At 69.9% G+C, this 22242-nt stretch carries 19 protein-coding genes, 1 tRNA gene and 2 pseudogenes; 13 read left to right on the top strand and 9 right to left on the bottom strand.

The window, feature by feature from the left end; genetic code table 11:
* The first annotated feature begins 90 nt into the window (after positions 1-90).
* The 6 genes from AC0VYD_RS25070 (at position 91) to AC0VYD_RS25045 (ending at position 6763) form a co-directional block, all read left to right on the top strand.
* On the top strand, positions 91-1473 hold the full coding sequence (locus tag AC0VYD_RS25070; RefSeq protein ID WP_475477771.1) for an MFS transporter: 1383 nt from the start codon (positions 91-93) through the stop codon (positions 1471-1473).
* A gap of 356 nt (positions 1474-1829) precedes the next feature.
* Positions 1830-2429, top strand: a complete 600-nt coding sequence (locus tag AC0VYD_RS25065) for an O-methyltransferase (RefSeq protein ID WP_475477770.1) — start codon at positions 1830-1832, stop codon at positions 2427-2429.
* 105 nt (positions 2430-2534) lie between these two features.
* Positions 2535-3272 carry a polyamine aminopropyltransferase gene (locus AC0VYD_RS25060; protein WP_475477769.1) on the top strand — a complete coding sequence of 246 codons (738 nt, stop codon included), beginning with the start codon at positions 2535-2537 and terminating at the stop codon, positions 3270-3272.
* Between the two features lie 13 nt (positions 3273-3285).
* Positions 3286-4440: an FUSC family protein gene (locus tag AC0VYD_RS25055; RefSeq protein ID WP_475477768.1), complete on the top strand. Its 1155-nt coding sequence runs from the start codon at positions 3286-3288 to the stop codon at positions 4438-4440.
* Between the two features lie 36 nt (positions 4441-4476).
* Positions 4477-5616 carry a PQQ-dependent sugar dehydrogenase gene (locus AC0VYD_RS25050; protein WP_475477767.1) on the top strand — a complete coding sequence of 380 codons (1140 nt, stop codon included), beginning with the start codon at positions 4477-4479 and terminating at the stop codon, positions 5614-5616.
* A gap of 190 nt (positions 5617-5806) precedes the next feature.
* Positions 5807-6763: a DUF11 domain-containing protein gene (locus AC0VYD_RS25045; RefSeq protein WP_475477766.1), complete on the top strand. Its 957-nt coding sequence runs from the start codon at positions 5807-5809 to the stop codon at positions 6761-6763.
* Between the two features lie 133 nt (positions 6764-6896).
* Here the strand turns inward: AC0VYD_RS25045 and AC0VYD_RS25040 are convergent, their stop codons facing one another.
* From AC0VYD_RS25040 to AC0VYD_RS25010, 7 genes are all read right to left on the bottom strand, one after another.
* The gene (locus tag AC0VYD_RS25040) at positions 6897-7646 is read right to left on the bottom strand and encodes a hypothetical protein (RefSeq protein ID WP_475477765.1); all 750 of its coding nucleotides are present in this window, start codon (positions 7644-7646) and stop codon (positions 6897-6899) included.
* 92 nt (positions 7647-7738) lie between these two features.
* Positions 7739-8992 carry an amidase gene (locus tag AC0VYD_RS25035; RefSeq protein WP_475477764.1) on the bottom strand — a complete coding sequence of 418 codons (1254 nt, stop codon included), beginning with the start codon at positions 8990-8992 and terminating at the stop codon, positions 7739-7741.
* A gap of 22 nt (positions 8993-9014) precedes the next feature.
* Positions 9015-9668: an ATP-binding cassette domain-containing protein gene (locus AC0VYD_RS25030; protein ID WP_475477763.1), complete on the bottom strand. Its 654-nt coding sequence runs from the start codon at positions 9666-9668 to the stop codon at positions 9015-9017.
* Positions 9669-9715: 47 nt separating this feature from the next.
* Positions 9716-11785, bottom strand: a complete 2070-nt coding sequence (locus AC0VYD_RS25025) for a bacteriocin-associated integral membrane family protein (protein WP_475477761.1) — start codon at positions 11783-11785, stop codon at positions 9716-9718.
* Between the two features lie 75 nt (positions 11786-11860).
* The gene (locus AC0VYD_RS25020) at positions 11861-12163 is read right to left on the bottom strand and encodes a lactococcin 972 family bacteriocin (RefSeq protein ID WP_475477760.1); all 303 of its coding nucleotides are present in this window, start codon (positions 12161-12163) and stop codon (positions 11861-11863) included.
* Between the two features lie 15 nt (positions 12164-12178).
* Positions 12179-12481 (bottom strand): lactococcin 972 family bacteriocin, encoded by a 303-nt coding sequence (locus tag AC0VYD_RS25015; RefSeq protein WP_475477759.1) that lies wholly within the window; start codon positions 12479-12481, stop codon positions 12179-12181.
* 12 nt (positions 12482-12493) lie between these two features.
* Entirely contained in the window at positions 12494-12787 is a 294-nt protein-coding gene (locus AC0VYD_RS25010) for a lactococcin 972 family bacteriocin (RefSeq protein WP_475477758.1), read from the bottom strand.
* 773 nt (positions 12788-13560) lie between these two features.
* Between AC0VYD_RS25010 and AC0VYD_RS25005 the strand changes: the two are divergent.
* Positions 13561-14474 (top strand): annotated as a pseudogene (locus tag AC0VYD_RS25005) (type IV secretory system conjugative DNA transfer family protein); the annotation flags it as partial.
* A 730-nt stretch (positions 14475-15204) separates the two neighbouring features.
* Positions 15205-15825, top strand: a pseudogene (locus AC0VYD_RS25000) (tyrosine-type recombinase/integrase); the annotation flags it as partial.
* 98 nt (positions 15826-15923) lie between these two features.
* Here AC0VYD_RS25000 and AC0VYD_RS24995 read toward each other — a convergent pair.
* A tRNA-Gly gene (locus tag AC0VYD_RS24995) sits at positions 15924-15997 on the bottom strand.
* Positions 15998-16130: 133 nt separating this feature from the next.
* On the opposite strand from AC0VYD_RS24995, the gene dcd reads away from it, so the two are divergent.
* From dcd to AC0VYD_RS24970, 5 genes are all read left to right on the top strand, one after another.
* A complete protein-coding gene (gene dcd, locus AC0VYD_RS24990) occupies positions 16131-16721 on the top strand; it encodes a dCTP deaminase (RefSeq protein ID WP_473037681.1) in 591 nt (196 codons plus the stop codon).
* 405 nt (positions 16722-17126) lie between these two features.
* Positions 17127-18158, top strand: a complete 1032-nt coding sequence (locus tag AC0VYD_RS24985; RefSeq protein ID WP_475477757.1) for a quaternary amine ABC transporter ATP-binding protein — start codon at positions 17127-17129, stop codon at positions 18156-18158.
* Positions 18155-19381, top strand: a complete 1227-nt coding sequence (locus AC0VYD_RS24980) for an ABC transporter permease (protein ID WP_475477756.1) — start codon at positions 18155-18157, stop codon at positions 19379-19381. The genes AC0VYD_RS24985 and AC0VYD_RS24980 overlap by 4 nt, the downstream gene beginning before the upstream one ends.
* Before the next feature lie 42 nt (positions 19382-19423).
* On the top strand, positions 19424-20353 hold the full coding sequence (locus AC0VYD_RS24975) for a glycine betaine ABC transporter substrate-binding protein (RefSeq protein WP_475477755.1): 930 nt from the start codon (positions 19424-19426) through the stop codon (positions 20351-20353).
* 192 nt (positions 20354-20545) lie between these two features.
* The gene (locus AC0VYD_RS24970) at positions 20546-21475 is read left to right on the top strand and encodes a glycine betaine ABC transporter substrate-binding protein (protein ID WP_475480366.1); all 930 of its coding nucleotides are present in this window, start codon (positions 20546-20548) and stop codon (positions 21473-21475) included.
* A 99-nt stretch (positions 21476-21574) separates the two neighbouring features.
* Here the strand turns inward: AC0VYD_RS24970 and AC0VYD_RS24965 are convergent, their stop codons facing one another.
* On the bottom strand, positions 21575-22186 hold the full coding sequence (locus tag AC0VYD_RS24965; protein WP_475477754.1) for a rhomboid family intramembrane serine protease: 612 nt from the start codon (positions 22184-22186) through the stop codon (positions 21575-21577).
* Positions 22187-22242 lie beyond the last annotated feature (56 nt).

The raw sequence follows: 22242 nt of genomic DNA, 5'->3' as shown, positions 1-22242 counted from the left end.
CCACTCCACGTCCCGACCGCCGCATCAGCTTCCCTGCCGGTGCGGTCCTCCGGGCTGCCCGGTGTCCTTCGAAACACACCGGATGTTCCCGTGAAAACAACTTCGGGTGGCGGCACGATCGTGCTCGTCACCGTCCTGCTGTCCACCCTCACCCTCCCGCTGTCCCTGACCGGGGCCTCGGTCGCTCTGCCCGACATCCAGGACGACCTGGGTACCGGTCTCACGTCGGCGCAGTGGGTGGTCAACGCCTACAACGCCTGTTTCGCCGCCTTCCTGGTGAGCGCCGGGTCGATCGCGGACGCGGTCGGGCGGCGCCGGGTCTACGCCTTCGGGGTGGGCCTCTTCTGCGTCAGCGGCCTGCTGTGCCTGTTCGCGCAGCACATCGGGGTCCTGGTCGCGTTGCGCGCCCTGGGCGGCGTCGGTGCCGCCGCCGCTGTGGCCGGAGGGGGGTCGATCCTCGCCCTGGCCTTCGAGGGGCCCGCACGGGCGCGGGCCTTCGGGCTGCTCGGCACGGTCCTGGGCGCCGGTACCGCATTCGGTCCCGCAGTGGCCGGGATACTGGTCCAGACCCTGGGTTGGCGGTTCGCCTTCGCCGGTCCCGCGGTGGTGGCAGGGCTGGTCCTGCTGCTGGTCGCGATGGTGCCGGTGATGCGCGGCAGCGGGCAGCCGGTCGACTGGCCCGGCGGCGTTCTGTTCACCGCGGCGCTGCTCAGCCTGATCGGTGGCCTGGTGGAGGGCCCGGGTCGGGGCGCCCCCGTGCTCCTCGGTCTACTCGCCCTCTCCTCCGTCCTGCTCGTCCTGTTCGTCTCGGTGGAGCGACGGCGTAAAGAACCACTGGTCGACATCGCCCTGCTGGCCAACCGCCGGTTCCTGGCCTATGCCCTGGCCGCGGCGACCTTCATGTCGGTGCTGGTACCCCTCCTGGTCTATCTGCCGTCCTACCTGATCAACGTGGTCGGACTCGGTTCGGGTACTGCGGGCCTGTGGCTGCTGTTCCTCACCGCCCCCACCCTGCTGCTGCCCTCGGTCGGTGCCGAGCTGGCCAACCGGCTGCCGCACACGGCGGTGGTCGTCGGAGCGCTCCTGCTGTCGGGGGCAGGGGTCCTCGGGTTCACCACCCTGGGACCGGACGCGACCCCTTGGACGGTCATGCTCCCGTTCCTGCTGGTCGGTTCGGGTGTGGGCCTCACCGGAGGGATGATCGACGGGCTGGGGTTGAGTGCCGTCCCGCCCGAGCGGGTGGGGACGGCGTCCGGGGTGTTCAACGCGACCCGGCTCAGCCTCGAAACCGTCTCCATCGCCGCCGTGGGAGCCTCCCTGGCAGTCCTCACCGGCGGTCGGCTCAGTGGGCCCGCGTTCACCGGAGCCCTGCACGGGGTCGCCCTGGCACTGGGCGGGTTCGTGCTGCTTGCGGTCCTCGCGGTCCTGGTTCTGGCCCGGGCGCCGCGGGCCGGAGCCCCCGCCCGTCGGTGACGTTCGGAGGGCCCGGCGCACCACGGTGCCGGGCCCTCCACCCGCGACCCTCCCCGGAGAACCACCGCCTTGTTCGAGCTCGTGCTGCACCTCCTCCCCGAATCGGCCGCTCACCTGTTCGCCCGCTGGTTCGGTCGGGCCCGTCTCCCGGGGGGCTGCGCGAGGCACACGCCAGGGGCGAGGCGGTCCGCCTACGGTGCTCGGGCCGTGTCGTCGCCGAGGGCGCGGTCCGTCGCGAGACCTGCGTGCCCCCTGTCCGGGCCGCCCCGTCCGATCCACCTCCGGGACGGCTCCTGGATCGGTCGGCACCTCCGGCATAACCTTCGGTTACGAGCCCGCCGAGCCGAGGAGCCCCTGTGGTCGCCACCCGGTCCGCTTCGCGCCCCACCGCCCTGGACGCCATCGAGAACGACACCGAGGGCATCGGTTTCCGGATGTCCTGCGAGGAGGGCGTCGGCCACCTCCTGCGCGCCCTCGCCGCAGCCAAACCCGGCGGCCGCCTCCTCGAACTCGGCACCGGCACCGGGGCGGGCACCGCCTGGCTGCTGGCCGGGATGGACTCGGACGCCAGGCTGGACACCCTCGACAACGACCCCGAGTGCCTGGGCGTGGCCCGTCGGCACCACACGGCCGACCCCCGGGTGACGATCTTCGAGGCCGACGCCGGCGAATGGCTCGGTGCCCGCGCCACCGACGACGGTCCCGGCTACGACCTGGTCTTCGCCGACACCGGCCCGGGCAAGTTCACCCACCTCGACGAGGCCCTGTCCCTGGTGGACCGGGGCGGCTTCTACGTGGTGGACGACCTCGCCCGCCAACCCCCGGGCACCTCCGCCCCGGAGGACCACTGCCTGGCCGTGGAGGCCCTCGTCGAGGGCCTGGAGTCCCGCTCCGGCTGGGAACGGCTCCCGCTGCTCGGCTGGTCCTGCGGGGTCCTCGTCATGGTTCGCAAGTAGGGCGACGCGCCGGGAGCGGCCCGTGTGACTCCGCCCCCGGCGCCGCTCCACGCTCTAGGCTCGGGGACTGCACGCGACCGCGTACACGAACCAACCGGGGGCACCGTGAACCTGCGTTTCCAGGAGCTCGACTGGCGGCCCACGCCCATGGGGGTCATCAGTCTCCGGGTCCGCTGGGACCCGATGGCCAAGGCCGAGGTCCACGAGATCAAACTCGACGACGACTTCCTCATGTCCAGCCTGTTCGTCCAGGGTGAGATCGACGTGGCCCGGCTCGCCCTGGCCGAACTCCACCGCGGCCCCGTCCCGGACGGCGGATACGACGTGGTGGTCGGCGGCCTGGGACTCGGTCACACCGCACTGACCGTGCTCGACGACCCCGACGTGCGCTCCCTCGTGGTGGTCGAGGCCCTCCCCGAGGTGGTCGACTGGCACGAGGAGAAACTCATCCCGGCAGGGGAACGGCTCACCGCGGACCCCCGCTGCGGCCTGGCCCAGGGTGACTTCTTCGCGCTCGCCGCAGGGGAGGGCCTGGACCCGGCCGAGCCGGCACGCCGCTTCCACGCCGTGGTCGTGGACATCGACCACTCGCCCCGCCACCTGCTCAACCCCTCGCACGCGCCCTTCTACGAACCCGAGGGGACCCGCCGCATCCTGGGCCACCTGCACCCCGGCGGGGTCTTCGCCCTGTGGTCCAACGACCCGCCGGACGAGGACTACCTGTCCGTACTGCGCGAGGTCTTCACGGACGTACGCGCCGAGGTGGTCAGCTTTCCCAACCCCTACCAGGAGCGGCCCGCCACCAACACGGTGTACCTGGCCACGGCTCCCGCGCACGTCTGAACGGAGGCCAGGGGTGTTCGAACGTCTGCGGAACGGGGTCAGGCGCGCCCGCCAACGGCGCGGTTTCGAGCGCGAGACTCTCGTCATCATCCTCAAGTGCGCGCTGGCAGCGACCGTCGCCTGGTTCGTGGGGAACCTCCTCGGCGCCACCTCCCAGATCGGGTTCGCGCCCTTCACCGCGCTGCTCGTGGTCCGGCCGAGCGTGTACGGGTCGGTGCTCCAGTCGTCCCGCTACGTCGCGGCGGTCTTCGCGGGCGCACTGATCGCCGGACTGGCCGGGCTCACCGTCGGCGCGCAACTGTGGTCGTTCGCCCTGGTCGTCCTGGTCGCACTGGTCGCCGGGCAGTTCCGGTTCTTCGGCAGCCAGGGCACTCAGTTGCCCGTGGTCGCGGCCTTCGCACTCGCGGGCGGCACGGCTGAGAGCCCCTCCGACCTCGGCGACCTCCTGCTGATGGTCTGCGTGGGCGCCGCCTGCGCCCTGGCCACCAACACGCTGTTCGCGCCGGCCATCCGGTTCCGGGACGCGGAGAACGCCGTCCTGGACTTCGCGGACGGGCTGCGCTCCCTCACCGGGGAGATGGCGGAGGGGCTCAACCAGGGCCGTGACGGCCTGGACCTGGACCACTGGGGCCAGGCTGCCGAGGGGTTCGACGGAACGGTCCGCAACGCCCAGGAGGCGGTCCGCCGCCAGCAGGACCGGACCCGGTTCAACCCGCGGCGGGCCATCTCCGCGCACCGGGCCTCGCCCAGGGACCTGGACACCTACCAGGACTGGGTCTCCGCACTGAGCAGGGCGTCCCGCCACGTGCAGTCCATCGTGCGGACCCTGCGCTCCACCACCCGTTCCAGCTCGCGCTTCCCCGGCCCGGACGACACCTTCCTCCGTGAGTTCGCCCCGCTGCTCAGGCGTGCCTCGGACATCTTCCAGACCATCCACGACTCCGAGGAGCCCGAACGCCACGTCGCCTCTGACGAGCTGTGCGCGCAGGTCGATGACGCGTTGCGGATGGTGCACAGCGAACACCTGCGGATGCGCGAACAGTGGGACGACAGTTTCTGGCCGGCCCACGGCGCCCTGCTCACCGACGCCGAGCGGCTCTTCGAGGAGATCAGTCAGGGCTACGAGAACAGCACCAGTGAGCACGGAGAGCCCGCGGACGGCAGGTGAGGGTACACACGGGTCGCCCGCGGGCAGGGTTCGGACATGGAACGGACACCGGCACGCACACGGAAGAACAGCACCACCCGAACCCTCGCCCTCCTGGGCACCGCCCTTCTCGTGAGCGGCTGTTCCACCACCGGGGCCGACGGCGCCGGTGCGGGGGAGGGCACCGAACCCGGTGAGGGGTCCACGGAGGCGGTCGCCTCCGACCCCGGCCAGCCCGAGGACGTCGCCACCGGCCTCGAAGTCCCGTGGGGGATCGGCTTCCTGCCCGACGGCTCCGCCCTGGTCGCCCAGCGCGACTCCGCGGCCGTCGTCCGGGTGGCCCCGGACGGCACCACTGACGGGGCGGGGACCGTCGAGGGGGTCGAGCACGGCGGCGAGGGCGGCCTCCTCGGGCTGGCCGTGGACCCGGACTTCCCGGAGGAGCCCTACGTCTACGTCTACTTCACCACCGACTCCGACAACCGGGTCAGCCGGATCGCCTACGACGCCGACGCGAACACCCTCGGCGGGGCGGAGGTGATCCTGGACGGCATCCCCGCCGCGAACACCCACAACGGCGGCCGGATCGCCTTCGGCCCGGACGGGTACCTGTACGTGGCGACCGGGGACGCCCAGAACCCCGGCAACTCCCAGGACACCGACTCCCTGGGCGGGAAGATCCTGCGGATCACCGCCACGGGCGAGCCCGCGCCGGGCAACCCGTTCGACAACCCCGTCCACAGCTACGGCCACCGCAACGTGCAGGGACTGGCCTGGGACGACGAGGAGAACCTGTACGCGACCGAGTTCGGCCAGGACGCCCTGGACGAGGTCAACCTGATCGAAGCCGGGAACAACTACGGCTGGCCGGAGGTGGAGGGCCCCGGCGGCGGTGACGAGTACACGGACCCGCTGCTCACCTGGGAGCCGGACGAGGCCTCGCCGAGCGGGGCGGCGATCGTCGGCGACACCCTGTACGTGGCCTCGCTGCGGGGCGCACGGCTGTGGGAGGTCCCGCTGACCGGTGACGGCACCGTGGGCGAACCCGAAGCGCACTTCGCGGACGAGCTCGGCCGGCTGCGCACCGTCGTCCCGACCCCGGACGGCGAGGCCCTGTGGCTGAGTACCAGCAACCACGACTCCTGGGGTTCCCCGGCCGAGGGCGACGACCGGATCGTGAACGTCCCGCTGGAGTAGCCCCCTGGCGTGCCGACCCCGGAGCGGGGCGGAGGGAGGGGCGCCCGGCGTGCGGAGAGACCCGGTGGGTGCTCCGGGAGGAGGTCACCGGTGGACGCGCCGGGTGAAGGGGAGGTCCAGTCGTCCCCAAGAAAGGGGAAAGCCGCCGGTCGCACCGGGTCGTTCCGCCGCCGCGTGCCGAGGATGCCCTGTGACGGCAGCCCGGGCCGGTCCGGGCGGGGACGAGAGCGGGGTTTCGGTGCGGCGACGGCGGACACGGCACAGGGGACGGCTGGCGGCCTTCGGGAAGGGGGCGCTCGTCTTCGCGGCCTCCACCTCCCTACTGGTGGGGTACACACCCTCGACCGGGGAAGCGGACCTGGAGATCAGCAAGTCCATCGGGCAGGAGTACGTGACGCCCGGCGGTCCGATCCGCTGGAACATCACCGTCACCAACCACGGCCCCGACGCCGCCGAGGGCGTGGTGGTCACCGACGAACTACCCGGCGGGGTGGACCACCTCAGGGCCGTCATCGACAACCGCCCCTGCTCCATCGAGGAGGGGGCGGCCACGTGCACCGTTCCGGACCCGCTGCCCCCGGGGGCGGAGACCCGGGTCGAGGTTTCCGGGATCGTCGAACCCGACGTCCTGGAGGTCCCCCGCAACCGGGCCCGGGTCACGGCTGACACCCACGACCCCGACCCGGCCGACAACGGTCCCGTCACCGCACCCGAGGACCCGCGCCTGGAGCCGGAGACCGACCTGGACCTGCGTAACGACCTGGCCACCGAAGTGGTCCGGCCGGGCGCGTGGATCGTCTGGGAACTCACCCTGACCAACACGGGACCGTCCACGGCCCGAGGCGTCGAGGTGACCGACACGCTGCCCGACGGACTCACCCACACCTTCGGCTACGTCCGTGAACCCGCCATCGGTTGTGACACAGCGGGCCTGAGCGTCACCTGCCCGATCGGCGACCACGACCCCGGCACGGCCGACGCGCTCACGCTGGTGGTGGGCGGCAGGCTCAACGACGACGCCACCCGGATCCCGGACAACGTGGCCTCCGCGACGTCGACCACCCCGGAGTCCGGTCCCGGCAACAACACCGACGTCAGCTCGGACAACGGGGACAGCGTCTTCGAGCCCGGCCCGCCCGCCGGGTGACGGGGCCCGTCACCCGGGCCCATCGCTCCGGGCCGCCGCCCCTCGGCTCCGCGCCGACCGCCCGGGGGTTCACCGGCTTCCGCCCGGGGCCTTCCACGGCCCGGGCGGCAGCCTCCCGAACCACGGGCACGCCCTAGTCGAGCAGGCCGCGGGCGACGACCTCCTCGGTGAGGACGCGGCGGATCTCCTCGTCCTCTCCCAGGTGGCCCGGGTGTTCGGCGCTCTCCCGCAGTCGGCCGCGGACCGCCTCGACCACCTCGTCGCTGATCAGGGCCCGGGCCACCGGGGCGGCCTCGGCCGTCTCCCGCCAGCGGCGCAGCGCGTCCAGCCGGCCGTGTTCGACTGCTTCGCGGGTGAGGTGGAACAGGCCGTCGATGTTGCTCTGGTAGGCGTCCTCGTCCAGCAGGTCCACGTCCACGACGGTGACCGGCTGGGGCGAACCGCCGTCGGCGTCGGGGCGCAGGTGGTAGACCCGCCAGATCCGGCCGTTGGTGAGGAACACCCACTCGGCGCCCTCCTCCACGGCCAGGCGCCGGGCCATCTGGATGTTGCGCAGGTCCAGGTCCTCCTGGCCGATCCTGCGCACCTCGACGGGGGCGAAGAGCTCACCGTCCAGGACGATCGCGTAGTCGATCGAGTCCCCGCTGGTGCGGTACTCCGTGGTCATGTCCTGGTACTTGCTGAAGTTCAGACCGACACTGAAGAAGTCGGCGACCAGCATGCGGGTGTCACCGTCGTTGGCGTCGCGCTCCGCGAGTTCGGCCAGGGGACCGGAGAGCCGGTCGACCGCGGCGGCGACCCGGCCTCTGACGGAGGTCTCCCAACTCAGCGTCGTGGTGAACTGGCCGGTCCTGGTCATGACCTGGGTCTCTTCAGCGTCCATGCCGTCCGTTTCCGTGTCTGGGGGCAACCCCGTCGCACGGCTTTCTCCGGGACCGGGGAGCACGCGGACGAGGGGAGAATCCGCCACAGATGCTACAGCTCCGGTGCGGGATCCCCGTCCCGAGGGGAATGCTCCGTTCCCCGTGGGGTCGGATACCCGTGGGGCTCCGGGCAGCCGGACTGTTGCGAGAGCAACCACCTGGGCGGCAACTGCCAGAGCGGGGACGCCCGTTCGGCCTCCCGGGCCGCAGCCAGGAGGAAGCCGTCCTCGTGATGTCGCGCGACCAGGTGCAGACCTACGGGCAGACCGTTTCGGGTGAACCCGGCGGGGAGGCTCAGGGCCGGGTGGCCGGTGAGGTTGAACAGCCAGGTGAAACCCACACTCATCACCTCTCCCGGTCCGGAGTGCGGGTGGGCCGGGTTCGGCGTCGTGGGTGTGGCGAGCAGATCCACGGAGGAGAAGAGCTCCTCCAACGCGGACACGCTGTCCTGCTCAACGGCGGAGCGGCCGCCGGGGGAGTTCTGTTCTCGCCGGGAGCGCCAGGACTCCGCGGGATCGGTGAGCGCGACCCCGGCCTCCGACACCGTCACGCCGGGGCTCCGGGCCCAACGCCGCAGTGCCCGCTCCGCGACCGACACCACCTCCGGATCCGGCTGGTTGTACCCCAGAGTCGGGGACCACGCGACACGCACACGCGCGGGCGCCGCGACGGGCGCGCCCCCGAGTACGGAACTCCGGTACAGCTCGATGTCCGAGACCGTGCGCGCGATCGGCCCGCCGACCGTCAGACCGGACCGGTCACGGGCCGGGAGCAGGCCCGTGGTCGGCTTGTAGCCGAGGACCCCGCACCACGCCGCGGGGATACGGGTGGACCCGGCGCCGTCGCTCGCGGTCGCCAGCGGCACCGCCCCGGTGGCCACAGCGACGGCGGAGCCGGCCGAGGAACCGCCCGGAACCCTGTCCGCGCGCCAGGGGTTGAGCGTGGGCCCTTCGTCCGTGCGCCCCCAGGTCTTCCACCGGGTACCGGTCCCCGGAACCGACGTGGAACCGATGGGCACCGCACCGGCGGCGATCAGACGTCGAGCCTGATGGGAACCTGTCCCCTCCGAAGCCTTCACCGCCAACGGAACCCCGGCCAGGGGCAGGTGGACGCCGTCGGCGACCTCTGTGTCCACCTCCGCCGCGCGATCCAGTGCCGACGCCGACCAGACCTCGACGAAGGCGCGCAGGTGCCTGATCCGGTTGACGGCGTCCAGCGCCTCACGGGTGGTCTCGACCGCGCTCGCCGCTGCCCGTCTCACCCGTTCAGCCGTCTCACCGGCTGTCGGCGGCAGCTTGTCCGTCACGTTTTCCGTCACCCGACCGAGGCTAGGCCACGCTCTTCGTCGAGGTCTGCGCGGTGCCCCGGGCCCCCAGGACCCGGGTGCTGTCACAGGCCTCACGGACGGTGCGGTCGTGGGTGGCGATGACCACGGCACAGCCCTGGCGGCTCATGTGGCGCAGCACCTCCACGACCACGGCGGCGTTACCGCTGTCCAGGGCGCCGGTCGGTTCGTCGGCCAGAACCAGGGACGGCTGTTTGACCATCAGCCGCGCCAGGGCGACGCGCTGCTGTTCGCCGCCGGACAGGCGGTGCACCCTCTCTCCCTCCCGACCGGCCAGCCCGACCCGTGCCAGTGCCCCGGCGTGGTCGGCCCCGGCCCTGCGCCGCCGGGCCACGTCGAGGTTGGCCCTGACGGTGGCGTTCTCGATGAGGGCGTAGTCCTGGAACAGGTAGCCGAGGTGCTTCCGGCGGAAGCGGCGCCGTCCGCCGGGCCCCAGACGGACGAGGTCGGTGCCCTCGAACAGGATCCGGCCGCTGCTGGGTTCGTCCAGCAGGCCCATGCAGTTGAGCAGGGTGGTCTTGCCGGAGCCGCTGGCGCCGACCAGGGCGAGCATCCGTCCGGGTTCGACGGTCAGGGTGAGGCCCTCCCACAGGGTGCGCGGGCCGAAGGACTTGGTGAGTTCTTCCAGGACGATCACGTGGTTCCTCGCCTTCTCGGCTCCCCGGTCGGGGGCAGGGGTCGGGGTCAGGCCCGGGACGGGCCCTCGCGGACGATGCGGTGGTGGAAGAGCACGAGCACGCCCAGGGTCAGCGCGAGCGAGGCCAGCGCGATCCCCGCGGCGTGGAGGGGTTCGGCCCCGGTGGCGGACGCCGGGCCGGGCGACAGCGGGCGGACCGGGTCGTTCGACCCGGTGGAGGCGGTGACGGCGCCCCAGGCGGCCCATCCGACGAACACCGCCGCGATCACCGCTTCGACGGTCAGCAGCCGTCGGTGCGTGGCGAGGAAGCTCCACCCGCTGATGTGCCGGGCGAAGATCGTCTGCGCACGGGTGCGGACGTGGACGACACACGCGGCCACCGCGGTCAGCAGCAGCACGGAAGCCGCCCCGAGCAGGTTGAACAGTTCCCCGCGCAGCGTGCCCAGGGCGAGGGCGTGTGCTTTCGACGCGCCGGTGGTCAGGGTCTCGACCATGGAGACGTAGCGGGACGCCTGCGGGTTCTCGGCGCGCAGCGCCGCCACCACACCGGGGTCGGGGAAGACGGTGTGCCGCCCCGACATGTGGTTGACGTAGCTGTTGTCGGACAGGGCTCCGCCGGTCGGCAGGGCGACGATGACGGGTTCCCGCAGCAGGGGCAGGGCCTGGCCGAGGCGCTCCTGGGTGCCGTAGGTGAACACGGTCTGGCCGTCGGCGGCGGGCAGCACCTCGACGTCGGGGGCACGGCCGGGTTCGCCGTTCACCTCCAGCCACCCGGCCACCCCCTCGGCCACCGGCCGGGCGTGCGCGGCCGACGATTCGGGCAGGAGGACGCGCACGGTCCCGCCCGGCCCGTACCGTTCTCCGGCCGGGGACAGGACTTCCTCCCGTGCCAGGTAGGTGTCGTTGACGATGAGGACGGGGTCCGTCAACCGGTCCCTGCGCGGGGCCGCCGGGTCGGAGGGGACGATCTCGGCGGGGGCGAGGGGGAGGGCCAGCACCATGTCGCCGCTGGTGTCGGCCGCACGGAGCCACGGCCCGAGTTCCTCGTCGACCGCGTCCGCGTCCGCCCAGCCGTAGTTGGCGCTGAGCGCGGGGCGTGAGGTGTCGCCGTACTGCGCGAAGACCTCCAGTGCGGCGCTTCTGTCCCGGCTCTCCTGTGCGGCGGCGGCCACGCCACCGACGATGACCAGGGCCAGGACCAGCGCGGGGACGCGCACGAGGTAGACGGCGGCGGTGGTGCTGTGCAGCGGAAGGCGTCCCCTGAGCGCGGGCAGGATGCCGGTGGTGTGCACCAGGGCGAGCGCGGCGGCGTGTACCGCCAGACAGGGCAGGGTGAGCGCGGCGAGGAACACGAGAGCGAGGGGTGTGTAGAAACCGAGCTGGCTCCATCCGTTGTAGACGCTGAGGAGGCCCAGGGTGAGCGCGGCCGTGCCGGGCAGGACGACCGCCCACAGCAGGGCGACCCGGACCAGTTCCCCGGCCAGAACGCTCGCGTAGGAGTGGCCCTGGAGCCGCCTGACGGCGTGGTCGCGTGCGGCGAGCAGTACCCCGGCCGCGGTGGCGGCGACGGTACTGAGCAGGGCGACGGCCGCCAGGTGGAGCAGGTGCCCCCCGGAGAGGAAGTGCCACAGCCGGGTCGTCCGGGCGCCGGGGGCCTCGGTGAGGCCGTGGTCGGCGAGTGCCTGGCGCAGGGCCGACGCGGCCTCCGGGGCTCCGAAGACCAGGTAGTAGCCGTTGGGCCCCACCTCGCCGAAGTCGGTGACGGGGTGGGTGTGGACGGTGAAGCCGCGGCTGAAGGTCCGGTAGCCGTCGTTCAGCCAGCGGGAGTGCCGGGAGTCGGGGTCGGAGACGGCCAGGTACAGGTGGGCCCGTGACGAGGGTTCGTTGACGTCGAGGACGCCGTAGCCGATGGCGGTGCCGTGGTCGTCGGCGACCTCCTGGACGGTTCGTGCGACCTCGTCCGTGTCGTGGGTGCCGTCGTTCTCGGTGATCCAGACCAGTTCCGAGTCGTCGAGCACGTAGAGGGTCTGTTCGGCGGTGGCGGAGAGGAGGAACGCGATGAGCGCGGCGAACGCGACGCACGCCGTGTAGGCGAAGGAGAGTGTCCTGTTCGGCACCTGGGGGTCCTGTCGGGGCGGGTGGGGCGGACCCGTGGGCGGGGGCGACGGCGGGTCCGGGGGACGGGGCCGGGATCAGCAGCCGTCACGCCAGTACTGCTGGTTGTTGGCCAGGGCCCGCGAGGCTTCGGCCCTGGCCCAGGTCCCGGCCGGGGCGTGGGCGCGTTCGGTGTGGGTGCCCACGGCGGTGGCGCCGTGGCAGTTCCGCGGGTGGTGGTAGTCCGAGCGGACGAGGCCCTGTCCGGGGACACCGGTGAGGCTGCGCTCCCACACCCCGCCCCCGACCGTGGAGCGTTCGGCGATGGCGATACCGGCGGTCGCCGCGGCGATCCCGGCGGTGACGAGCAGGGTGACGGAAACGCGTTTCAGGGTTTCCACGGAGGTTCCTCTCCCTCAGCAGTCGTTGCGCCAGTAGGACTGGTTGTTGCCGTTGGCGCGCGGGGCGAAGGCCTCGGCCCACGCCCCGGCCTGTGCCCGGACACGGACGGTGCGGGTTCCGACGGCGGTGGCTCCGTGGCAGGCGGAACCGTGGTGGTACCGGGAGAAGGTGTCTCCCGCCCCGGGGACCCCGGTGATACCCCAGTGCCACTCCCCGCCCCCGATATAGGAATGCCCGGCCACGGCGATTCCGGCGGCGGCCGTTGTTATGGCGGCGATGCAGGCCGCGTTCACGAGAACGCGCTTCAGGGAATTCACTGTGTCCTCTCCTCAGCAGCCGCTGCGGTAGTACGTCTGGTTGTTGGTCCAGGCCTTGGGCGCGCTGGCATAGGAGGTGTAGCCGGGGGCGGCGTTCCTGGACCGGTCGGTGTAGGTGCCCACCGCGGTGGACCCGTGGCAGTTGTGGGAGTGGTGGTAGTTCGAGTAGACGGTGGAGGCCGAGACGCCGTGGTACCAGTTCCCGCCTCCGATATGGGTTCCGGCCAGGGCCGCCCCCGCTGCTCCTGCGGTGATTCCGGCGACGATGACAGCAGCGGCGATACCGTGTTTCGAGGTCTTTCCCATGATGGCCCCCTGCCTTTGTTTTCGGTTTTCGAAGGCGCCCGGACAGGGCTGGGTAAAAGGGTTCAGAAATTGGGTGGGATGCTTTCCCGAAGGCGCACATGCACTGTGGTCCTTCTGAGGCAAGTACTACCTCGCTTCTTTGTCCTTGATCTCTTTTTTGGCCACATGCGGACAGAAGAGGGGAAGGCCTGTCGGCCCTGGGGTAGAGGTGGGGGTAATTCGGTGCAATTCATGCGCAAGGGGAAATACCCCTCGCGTGATCCGGCCGGAACCACCAGCTCCCGGGCGCTCACACGGCCTCTCGGGGCTCATCACCCGACCGAGGCGTGGACGCCGCCGCGATGGCGGGCGGTTACGAGCTGGGCGTCTCATCCGACGGGGAAGAAGAGGCGTGCTGGCGGCGGTAACCGACCCACTCGGCAACGTAGACGCTCCCGAACGCCACCAAGGTGACCAGGGAACAGACGAACGCCGGCCAGATCCGGCCCCCGTTCGCAGCGAGTCCTCGGCCCAGAGCAGAATGCTTGTCGTCAACGAGACGGAAGTGACAGCAACGATCAGAAGCCATGGCTGGGGGCGGCGCCTACTGCGTATGTGCCGGCCTCTCTCCTTGCCCGCCTACGAGGGCTGATGTCCACTCGGCAGGCTCGCCTTTGGAGATCGAGTTTGCTTGACGTCTACGGGAGCGAACCCGGTTGGGCGCGTACAGGACGAGGCAGCCCACCACGTTTGTCACCCACAACTCTCCGGAGCCGAGTTCCCACACGTCGCTGGTGGTGGAGCTGGTGCACGGGTTCGCCGCACCCTCCTGCCGCGTCACCGTGAACGGGCCACGTGACATCACCTTGGAGTTCCCCCGACACGACACCCTCGCTGAGCCCCTCGACGCACTTCCGATCCCCGAGTGCCCGGACCTGGCCGCGCTCCCGGTCGGCAAGCGTGAAGACGGCACTGCCTGGAAACTCCGTCTGCACGGCACTCACGTCCTAGTCGTCGGCGTCACCGGTGCGGGCAAGGGCTCGGTGCTCTGGTCAGCCATTCGCGCCCTGCTTCCCGCCATCTCTGAGGGGACGGCGCAGGTGTGGGGATCGACCCCAAACGCATGGAACTCGCCTACGGACGCGAGTTGTTCGCCCGGTACGCGGACACCGGGGAATCCGCGGTGGCCTTGCTCGAACACGCCGTGGCACAGATGCAGGAACGCGCGCAGCGCTACGCGGGCAAGCAACGTACACACTCTCCGACCACGGCTGATCCGTTCGTGGTCGTGGTCCTGGACGAGGTCGCCTTTCTGACCGCCTACCACCCGGACCGGGACGTGCGGAAAAGGTCGGAGAACGCCATCGCCACCCTGACCTCACAGGGCCGCTCGGTCGGCTTCTGCGTCCTATCCGCACTCCAGGACCCGCGCAAAGAGGTCATGAACCTGCGCAACCTGTTCCCCGACAAGATCGCCCTGCGGCTCGATGAGGCATCGCAGGTGGACATGGTCCTCGGAGAAGGCGCTCGGGAACGCGGGGCTCAGGCGCACCTGATCGATCCGACCTTGCCCGGGGTGGCCTACGTCCGCCTGGAAACCTCACCCTCCCCGGTCCGGGTACGGGCCGCCTACGCCTCAGATGCGGACATCACCACCATGGCCAACATCTACGGCGCGGCTTCGTCCTCCGATTCGGAGGTGGCCTGATGGGTGTTGGCCCGTGCCTTCCTACGCCGATACCACTCGGCCCACGCCCATACCAGAGCGAACCACAGTGCGGCTCCGATCCAGTTTGCCGGGAAGTCGACGAGCTGCATGAGCAGCATCGGGGGCAGTACCAAAAAGAATGTGAGCCGGAGGTGGTGTCGTTCGTCCATATACAAGGCTTTCGTGCCTTCCAGGTGGTGGTCTGATGCCGACTCCTACCGGTAAGTCCACCCGGGCCGAACGACTCGCGCAACCCCTGGCCCGGGAAGTGGCCGAACAGGTCGCTGCTGATCACGGTGTGTACCTCCGGTCCGAGTTCGTTGCGGATCCCAGCATCACCACCATGACGACTGGCTATCGAATCTCTGAGGATGTTTCCTCTGAAGGCGGTGCATCGACATGAGTGCGCCGTCTCGGAGAGCGGATAACCCACCACGTCAGAAGGAACGCGCACAGGATTCCGTAACCGATTGCTGCCCCCGGTGTGTTCAGGAAGGCCATCACCGCTGCGAGAAGCAGTTGGCTCAAACCGGCGTACAGACGCCAATCCAACCAGTTCAACAGCTCACTCCTCCGCGTCCGGATACCAAGGGGTGGTCTGATGCCGACTCCTACCGGTAAGTCCACCCGGGCCGAACGACTCGCGCAACCCCTGGCCCGGGAAGTGGCCGAACAGGTCGCCGCCGACCACGGTGTGTGCATTCGGCCCGTTTCCCTTCGACGTACGAACGAGGTGTTCAAGCTGGCTGATGCCATCAACCCCCGCTACCGGGCTCTGGTGCTGCTGGCGACGTTCGGCAGTCTGCGGTGGGGCGAGTTGGCCGGGCTCCGGCGCCGTCACCTCGACCTGGACAAGCGGACCGTGACTGTGCGGGAGACCGTCTACGACATCGGCGCCCTGGAGAAGGGCAAGCCCAAGTCCAAGGCTGGTGCCCGTATGGTGCGGCTTCCCTCGCTCATCATCGCCGATCTGCGGTATCACCTGCAGACCTACGCCGCTCCGGGGTCGAACGGGTTCGTATTCGTCGGGGTCAAGGGCAACCAGCTACGGCGGAGCAACTTCACGAAGTACTGGGCGGACGCCTGTGACGGGGTCGGCCTGGAGGGCGTTCACCTCCATGACCTGAGGCGCACGGGGAACATCTTCGCTGCTGAGGCCGGGGCGTCCCTGCGGGAGCTGATGAACCGGATGGGTCACTTCAGTGCCCGTGCGGCGATGATCTACCTCCACGCGCGGGACGAACGTGCTCAGGAGTTGGCGGACCGCCTGGGGGAGAGGGCGGCCGAGGAGCTGCGCAAGTCCCGGGAGGGCGGGGACGATGACCCGCCGTTGGCGGGCGCTGCGATCTGAGGATCGGGCACGTAACGGGCACGCGGCCCGTATGACCCTCTGGAAACACGTTAGGCCAGGTGTTCGGTTTTCACCGATCTACCTGGCCTAACGTTGTCTGGAGCGGATGACGGGAATCGAACCCGCGTTATCAGCTTGGGAAGCTGAAGTTCTACCATTGAACTACATCCGCGCTGCTGGGCCGGGGCTCCCGGCCAACGCTGGCTATCCTAGCCCAACTCCGGGCCCCATGGGCAAGTCGGCACGGTGCCCGGGGGTGTGCTCGGGCGCCGCCGGGCTGTTCCCGCAGGCGGTAGGTTCGGAACGTGCTGCTCTCCGATCGCGATCTCAGGTCAGAAATCGACTCCGGACGGGTCCGGATCGACCCCTTCGACCCCTCCCTCATCCAGCCGTCGAGTATCGACGTCCGACTCGACCGCTTCTTCCGGGTCTTCGAGAACCACAAGTACCCGCACATCGACCCGTCGGTGGAACAGCCGGATCTGACCCGGCTGGTCGAGACCGACGGCGACGAGGCGTTCGTGCTGCACCCGGGTGAGTTCGTCCTGGCGTCCACCTACGAGGTGGTGGCCCTGCCGGACGACATCGCGAGCCGTCTCGAGGGCAAGAGCTCCCTGGGCCGCCTGGGGTTGCTCACGCACTCCACCGCGGGGTTCATCGACCCCGGTTTCTCCGGTCACGTCACCCTGGAGCTCTCCAACGTGGCGACCCTGCCGATCAAGCTCTACCCGGGGATGAAGATCGGCCAGCTGTGCATGTTCCGGCTCACCTCGCCGGCTGAGCGCCCCTACGGTTCCGCCGCCCGCGGTTCCCGCTACCAGGGGCAGCGCGGGCCGACCCCCTCCCGGTCGCACCAGAACTTCTCGCGGACCCGGGTCGTGGAGGAGGGGCCCTGACGCCGGGGCCCTCTGGTGACCCAACCGGGGCTTACGGTACGGTCATGCTTTGACACGTTCTGTCGCCTGGCGCGCCTGTCATGCAATTGTGACCCTCATCGCCCTAAAATTGGCGGTGGTGTAGATCACATCTGGGCGCTTAGAGGTGTCGGCATCCCGTGCCATAGGTCGGCAGACGGTTTTTATGGCGGTTAAACATGTTATCTGGTAGTGACATACCGCCTGAACTGTGCGTACACATCTGGGTAAGGTGGCGCCCCGACGTGAACCAGGTAGCGGTTTCGCCCGCTTAGGGTGCGCACGGGGGGGCTCTGCGCAAACCGGCTACCTGCGGAAACCGCGGGCCGGATCGGGGGTTTGAGCCCCACTGCGCCTCGCGGCCGGGACAGCCCCATAGAGGAGACCGTGCCAGTAGTACGCGCAGACCACCTGTACAAGGTGTTCGGAAGACAGTCGAAGGCAGCCGTCGAACGGCTCTCCGACGGCAGCCACCGTGACACCATCGCCGACCTCGACGTGACCGCTGCCGTCATCGACGTGTCCTTCGAGGTCCAACCGGGCGAGATCTTCGTCGTCATGGGCCTGTCGGGGTCGGGTAAGTCAACCCTGATCCGCATGCTCAACGGTCTCCTGGAGCCCACCGCGGGCACCGTGGAGGTCGACGGCGTCAACATCACCGCACTGAGCAGGAAGCACCTCCTGAACCTGCGGGGCGAGAAGATCAGCATGGTCTTCCAGCACTTCGCCCTGCTTCCGCACCGCACGGTTCTGGAGAACGCGGCCTACGGCCTGGAACTGCGCGGGATGCCCCGCGCCGAACGCCAGGCGAAGGCCAGGGAGACCCTCGGGCTCGTGGGCCTGGACGGCTGGGAGGACAAGCTCCCCCAGCAGCTCTCCGGCGGTATGCAGCAGCGTGTGGGCCTGGCCCGCGCCCTGGCCGCAGACACCGACATCATCCTCATGGACGAGGCCTTCAGCGCGCTCGACCCGCTGATCCGGCGGGACATGCAGACGCAGCTCCTGGAACTCCAGGCCTCCCTGGGCAAGACGATCATCTTCATCACGCACGACCTCAACGAGGCCATGCGGCTCGGCGACCGGATCTGCGTGCTCCGTGACGGCCGCGTCGCCCAGATCGGTGCGGCCGCCGAGATCCTGAGCGAGCCGGCCAACGAGTACGTCGAGCGCTTCGTCGAGGACGTCGACCGCTCCCGCGTGCTCACCGCCTCGGCCGTGATCGACGCCGGCACCGCCACCGACACCAGTGCCCCGCAGGTCAGTCCGGACACCCTGGTGGCCGACCTGTACCCGACCGTCTCCACCACGGACCGCCTCCGGGTGGTTTCGGACGAGGGCGAGGTGCTCGGCATGGTGACCCGCGAGTCCGTGCTGGCCTCCCTCACCACCGAGGAGGAGCAGGGGGAGGAGAACAAGTGACACCCGTCGACTTCCCGCCGAACATCCCGGTCGGTGACGGCTTCGATGCGCTCAACACCTGGCTCAAGTCCACCTTCGGCCTGTTCTTCGAGCTGACCGGTGACTTCATCAGCTGGGCTGTCGCGGTCCTGTCCGGGTTCTTCGTCGACCCCGGCGCCGGGCAGCTGGCGTTCATCGCCGCCGTGATCATCGCGGTCCCGCTGGTGCGCACCCGCCGCACGCCCCTGCTGGGGATCGTCGTCGGCGTCTCGCTGCTGTACATCCTCCAGGCGCTGTTCGGTCTCGTGACCGTCGCCATCAACAGCGTTCCGGTGCTCTTCCTGTGGGCGATGAACCTGTTCGACACCAACGTCGAACCGTACTTCGTCATCTCCCTGGTGTTCCTGATCGCGGTCACCGCACTCGGACTCGTGGAGAGCCGGAGCCGGGTCCGCGCCGCCGTCGTCGCCGGGGGCTGGCTGGCCCTGGTGCTGCTCGGCTGGCTGGTCCTGCCGATGCTGGTCACCGCGCCGATGTCGCTGATCATGATCCTGCTGCTCAGCCTGCTCGCCTTCACGGTGGCCGGTTGGCGCATGGGTCTGTTCGCGCTGATCGCGCTGACCCTCGTGGCCTCGGTGGACCAGTGGTTCAACGCCATGGACACGCTGGGCCTGGTCCTGGTGGCCAGCCTCATCGCCGTGGTCATCGCGATCCCGATCGGCATCCTGGCCGCCTACAGCAACCTGGTCAGCAAGATCATCAAGCCGGTCCTGGACCTGATGCAGACCCTTCCGGCGTTCGTCTACCTGATCCCCGCGATCTTCTTCTTCTCCATCGGTGCGGTCCCCGGCGTGGTCGCGACCATCGTGTTCGCGATGCCGCCCGGCGTGCGCCTCACCGAGCTCGGCATCCGCGGTATCGACAAGGAGCTCGTCGAGGCGGGTGAGGCCTTCGGTGCCCCGCGGAGCAAGATCCTCACCGGCATCCAGCTCCCCCTGGCCCTGCCGACGATCATGGCCGGCGTCAACCAGGTCATCATGCTGGGCCTGTCGATGGTCGTCATCGCGGGCATGGTCGGCGCCGGCGGCCTGGGCAGCCAGGTCTACCAGGGCATCACCCGCAACGACGGCGCGCTCGGCTTCGAGGCGGGCATCGCCGTGGTCATCCTGGCGATCTTCCTGGACCGCCTCACCGCCGCCGTCACCAAGAACAGCCCGCAGGCCCGCGTCAACGGTTCGTCCTGACGCAGGTCGGTTCACAGAAGCACTAGGGAAGGACATCCCACGATGTACAGCCGTAAGCGAATGACAGGTCTGGCCGCGGCCGGTATGAGCGGCATCCTCCTGCTGACCGCCTGCGGAGGCGGCGGCGAGGACCTGACCGGCGGCTCCGACGAGGGCGGCGAGGACGCCAAGGACGTCAACATCGCGCTGATCGCCTGGGAGGAGGCCATCGCCACCACCGCCATGTGGCAGGTCATCCTGGAGGAGAAGGGCTACGACGTCACCGTCACCGACGTCGACGTGGCCCCGATGTACCAGGGCGCCGCCAACGGCGACGTGGACCTGTTCCTGGACACCTGGCTCCCCACCACCCACGCGGACTACTGGGAGGACTACGGGGACCAGCTGGAGGACCTCGGGACCTGGTACGACAACGCCAAGCTGACCATCACCGTCCCCGCGTACATGGAGGACGTCAACAGCATCGCCGACCTCCCGGACCACGCGGACGAGCTGGGCGACCGGATCGTGGGGATCGACCCGGGCGCCGGTCTGACCCGGGTCACCAAGGAAGAGGCCATGCCGGCCTACGGCCTTGAGGACTGGGAGCTGATGGAGTCCTCCACCGCGGCCATGCTCGCCGAGCTGGACTCCGCGATCGCCGACGAGGAGCCCATCGTCGTGACGCTGTGGCGTCCGCACCCGGCCTACGCCCAGTACGACCTGAAGGACCTCGAGGACCCCGAGGGCGCGATGGGCGAGGCCGAGGAGATCCACGCGGTCGGCCGCGAGGGCTTCGGCGAGGACTACCCCGACCTGAGCGGTTGGATCGAGGGCTGGACCATGACCGACGAGGAGCTCGCCTCCCTGGAGGTCCTCACGGTCGGTGAGGACGTCGAGGACGAGCAGGCGGGCGCCCGCGAGTGGCTCTCCGAGAACCCCGAGTTCCTGGAGCGCACCCTGGGCGAGGACGCCGAGGGCCTGGAGTTCTAGGACTCCCTCGTGTCGCCCCGGTCACAGGGCGTACAGAACGCCCGGATCATCGGGTAGAAATACGAAGTCGGCCGCCTCCACCGCGTGTGGGGGCGGCCGTCGTCTGGGCGAAGTTCCGGAGCCGGTACCGATGGTCCCCCCTCACGCGGACCGGCCCCGCGCAAGCACGTACTGAGGGAAGACGATTTCATGATGGACAGCCACAGGCGCGGGACGGCTCTGGCCGCCGCCGGTATGAGCGGTGTACTCCTGTTGACCTCCTGTGCCGGGGAGAGCGGGAGCCTGATCGGTGGCTCTGACGGCGGCGAGGACGCCAAGGAGGTCAACATCGCGTTGATCGGCTGGGAGGAGGCCGTCGCGGTCACCCACATGTGGGAGGTCATCCTTCAGGAGAAGGGCTACGACGTCACGGTCACCGAGGTCGACGTCGCCCCGGCCTTCCAGGGGGTGGCCGACGGCGATCTCAACCTGTACCTGGACATGTGGCTTCCGGTCACCCACCACGAGTACATGCAGGAGCACCGGGACCGGATCGAGAGCCTGGGCTCCTGGTACGACAACGCGGTCCTGACCCTCACGGTCCCCGAGTACATGGAGGACGTGCGCTCGATCGACGACCTCCCGGAGTACGCCGACGACCTGGACGGCACCATCGTCGGGATCGAACCGGACGCCGGCCTGACCCAGGTCACCCGGGACCAGGCCATGCCCGGGTACCGCCTGGAGAAGGACTTCGAGCTGGAGACGTCGTCGGGCGCGGAGATGATGGCGGAGCTGGACGAGGCCGTCCTGGCTCAGGAGCCGGTCGTCGTGACGCTGTGGCGTCCGCACCCGGCCTACGCCCAGTACGACCTGAAGGACCTGGACGACCCCCAGGGGGCGATGGGCGGTACCGAGGGCCTGCACTCGATCGGGCGTGCGGGCTTCGCCGAGGACTACCCCGAGCTGACCGACTGGATCCGGAACTGGTCCATGAACGATGAGGAGCTCGCCTCCCTGGAGACCCTCACGGTCGGCCCCGGGGTCACCGACCCGGCGGAGGGAGCCCGGCAGTGGCTCGCCGAGAACCCCCTGTTCCTGGACCGCACCCTGCAGGAGGACGCCGAGGGCGTCGAGTTCTGAGCGTCCGGCCCGCTCCCGCGGGATGGCCGGGAGCACAGGCGGCGGGGGCCGCCCCCATTCGGGAGGCGGCCCCCGCCGCCTGTGCGGGACGCTCGGGGCTCAGGGGGCGTAGTAGCCGCCCTGGGCGCCGCCGATGCCCTGGTTCGCCTGGTTCGGCTTCTCGCGTCTGGGCAGCACGTAGGCGGCCAGCAGTCCGCCGAGGAAGCCGAACAGGTGCGCCTGCCAGGAGACGCCGGGGTGTTGGGGCAGGACCCCCCAGATCATCGTTCCGTAGAAGATGACCACGCAGATCATGATGACGATGTCGATGGTCTTGCGCTCGATGATGCCGCGCAGGACCGTGTAGCCGAAGTAGCCGAAGACCAGTCCGCTGGCTCCCACGGTGACGGTGTTGTCGGCGGTGAACAGCCACACGCCCACGCCGCTGACCAGGGCCACGATCAGGGTGGTGAGCAGGAAGCGGCCCAGGCCGCTGAAGGCCACGAGGGAGCCCAGCACCAGGAACGGCAGTGAGTTGCCGATCAGGTGGGCGAAGTTGCCGTGCATGAACGGTGCGGTCAGCACGGCCCAGGGCGCGTCGGCCTCTCCGGACCTGATGCCGAACTGGCGGTCGAGACTGCCCCCGAGGGGGGTGTCGAGGATCTCGAGGACCCACATGGCCGCGAGCATCCCCGCTGCGGTCAGGATGGCGGTGATTCTGGACTGCTTCACCCCATCGAGACTAGATCAAACTGCCTTGGGGCGGTATGTCCGTGGGGCGCGTGTGG

Source organism: Nocardiopsis sp. iso_40, from assembly GCF_056173285.1.
This window is presented reverse-complemented; position numbering and strand designations above follow the sequence as displayed.

Excerpts from the sequence above, each read along its gene's own strand:
- AC0VYD_RS25050 (WP_475477767.1), top strand. The coding sequence starts at position 4,477 with ATGGAACGGACACCGGCACGCACACGGAAGAACAGCACCACCCGAACC.
- AC0VYD_RS25040 (WP_475477765.1), bottom strand. The coding sequence starts at position 7,646 with ATGGACGCTGAAGAGACCCAGGTCATGACCAGGACCGGCCAGTTCACC.
- AC0VYD_RS25010 (WP_475477758.1), bottom strand. The coding sequence starts at position 12,787 with ATGGGAAAGACCTCGAAACACGGTATCGCCGCTGCTGTCATCGTCGCC.
- AC0VYD_RS24975 (WP_475477755.1), top strand. The coding sequence starts at position 19,424 with ATGTACAGCCGTAAGCGAATGACAGGTCTGGCCGCGGCCGGTATGAGC.
- AC0VYD_RS24970 (WP_475480366.1), top strand. The coding sequence starts at position 20,546 with ATGGACAGCCACAGGCGCGGGACGGCTCTGGCCGCCGCCGGTATGAGC.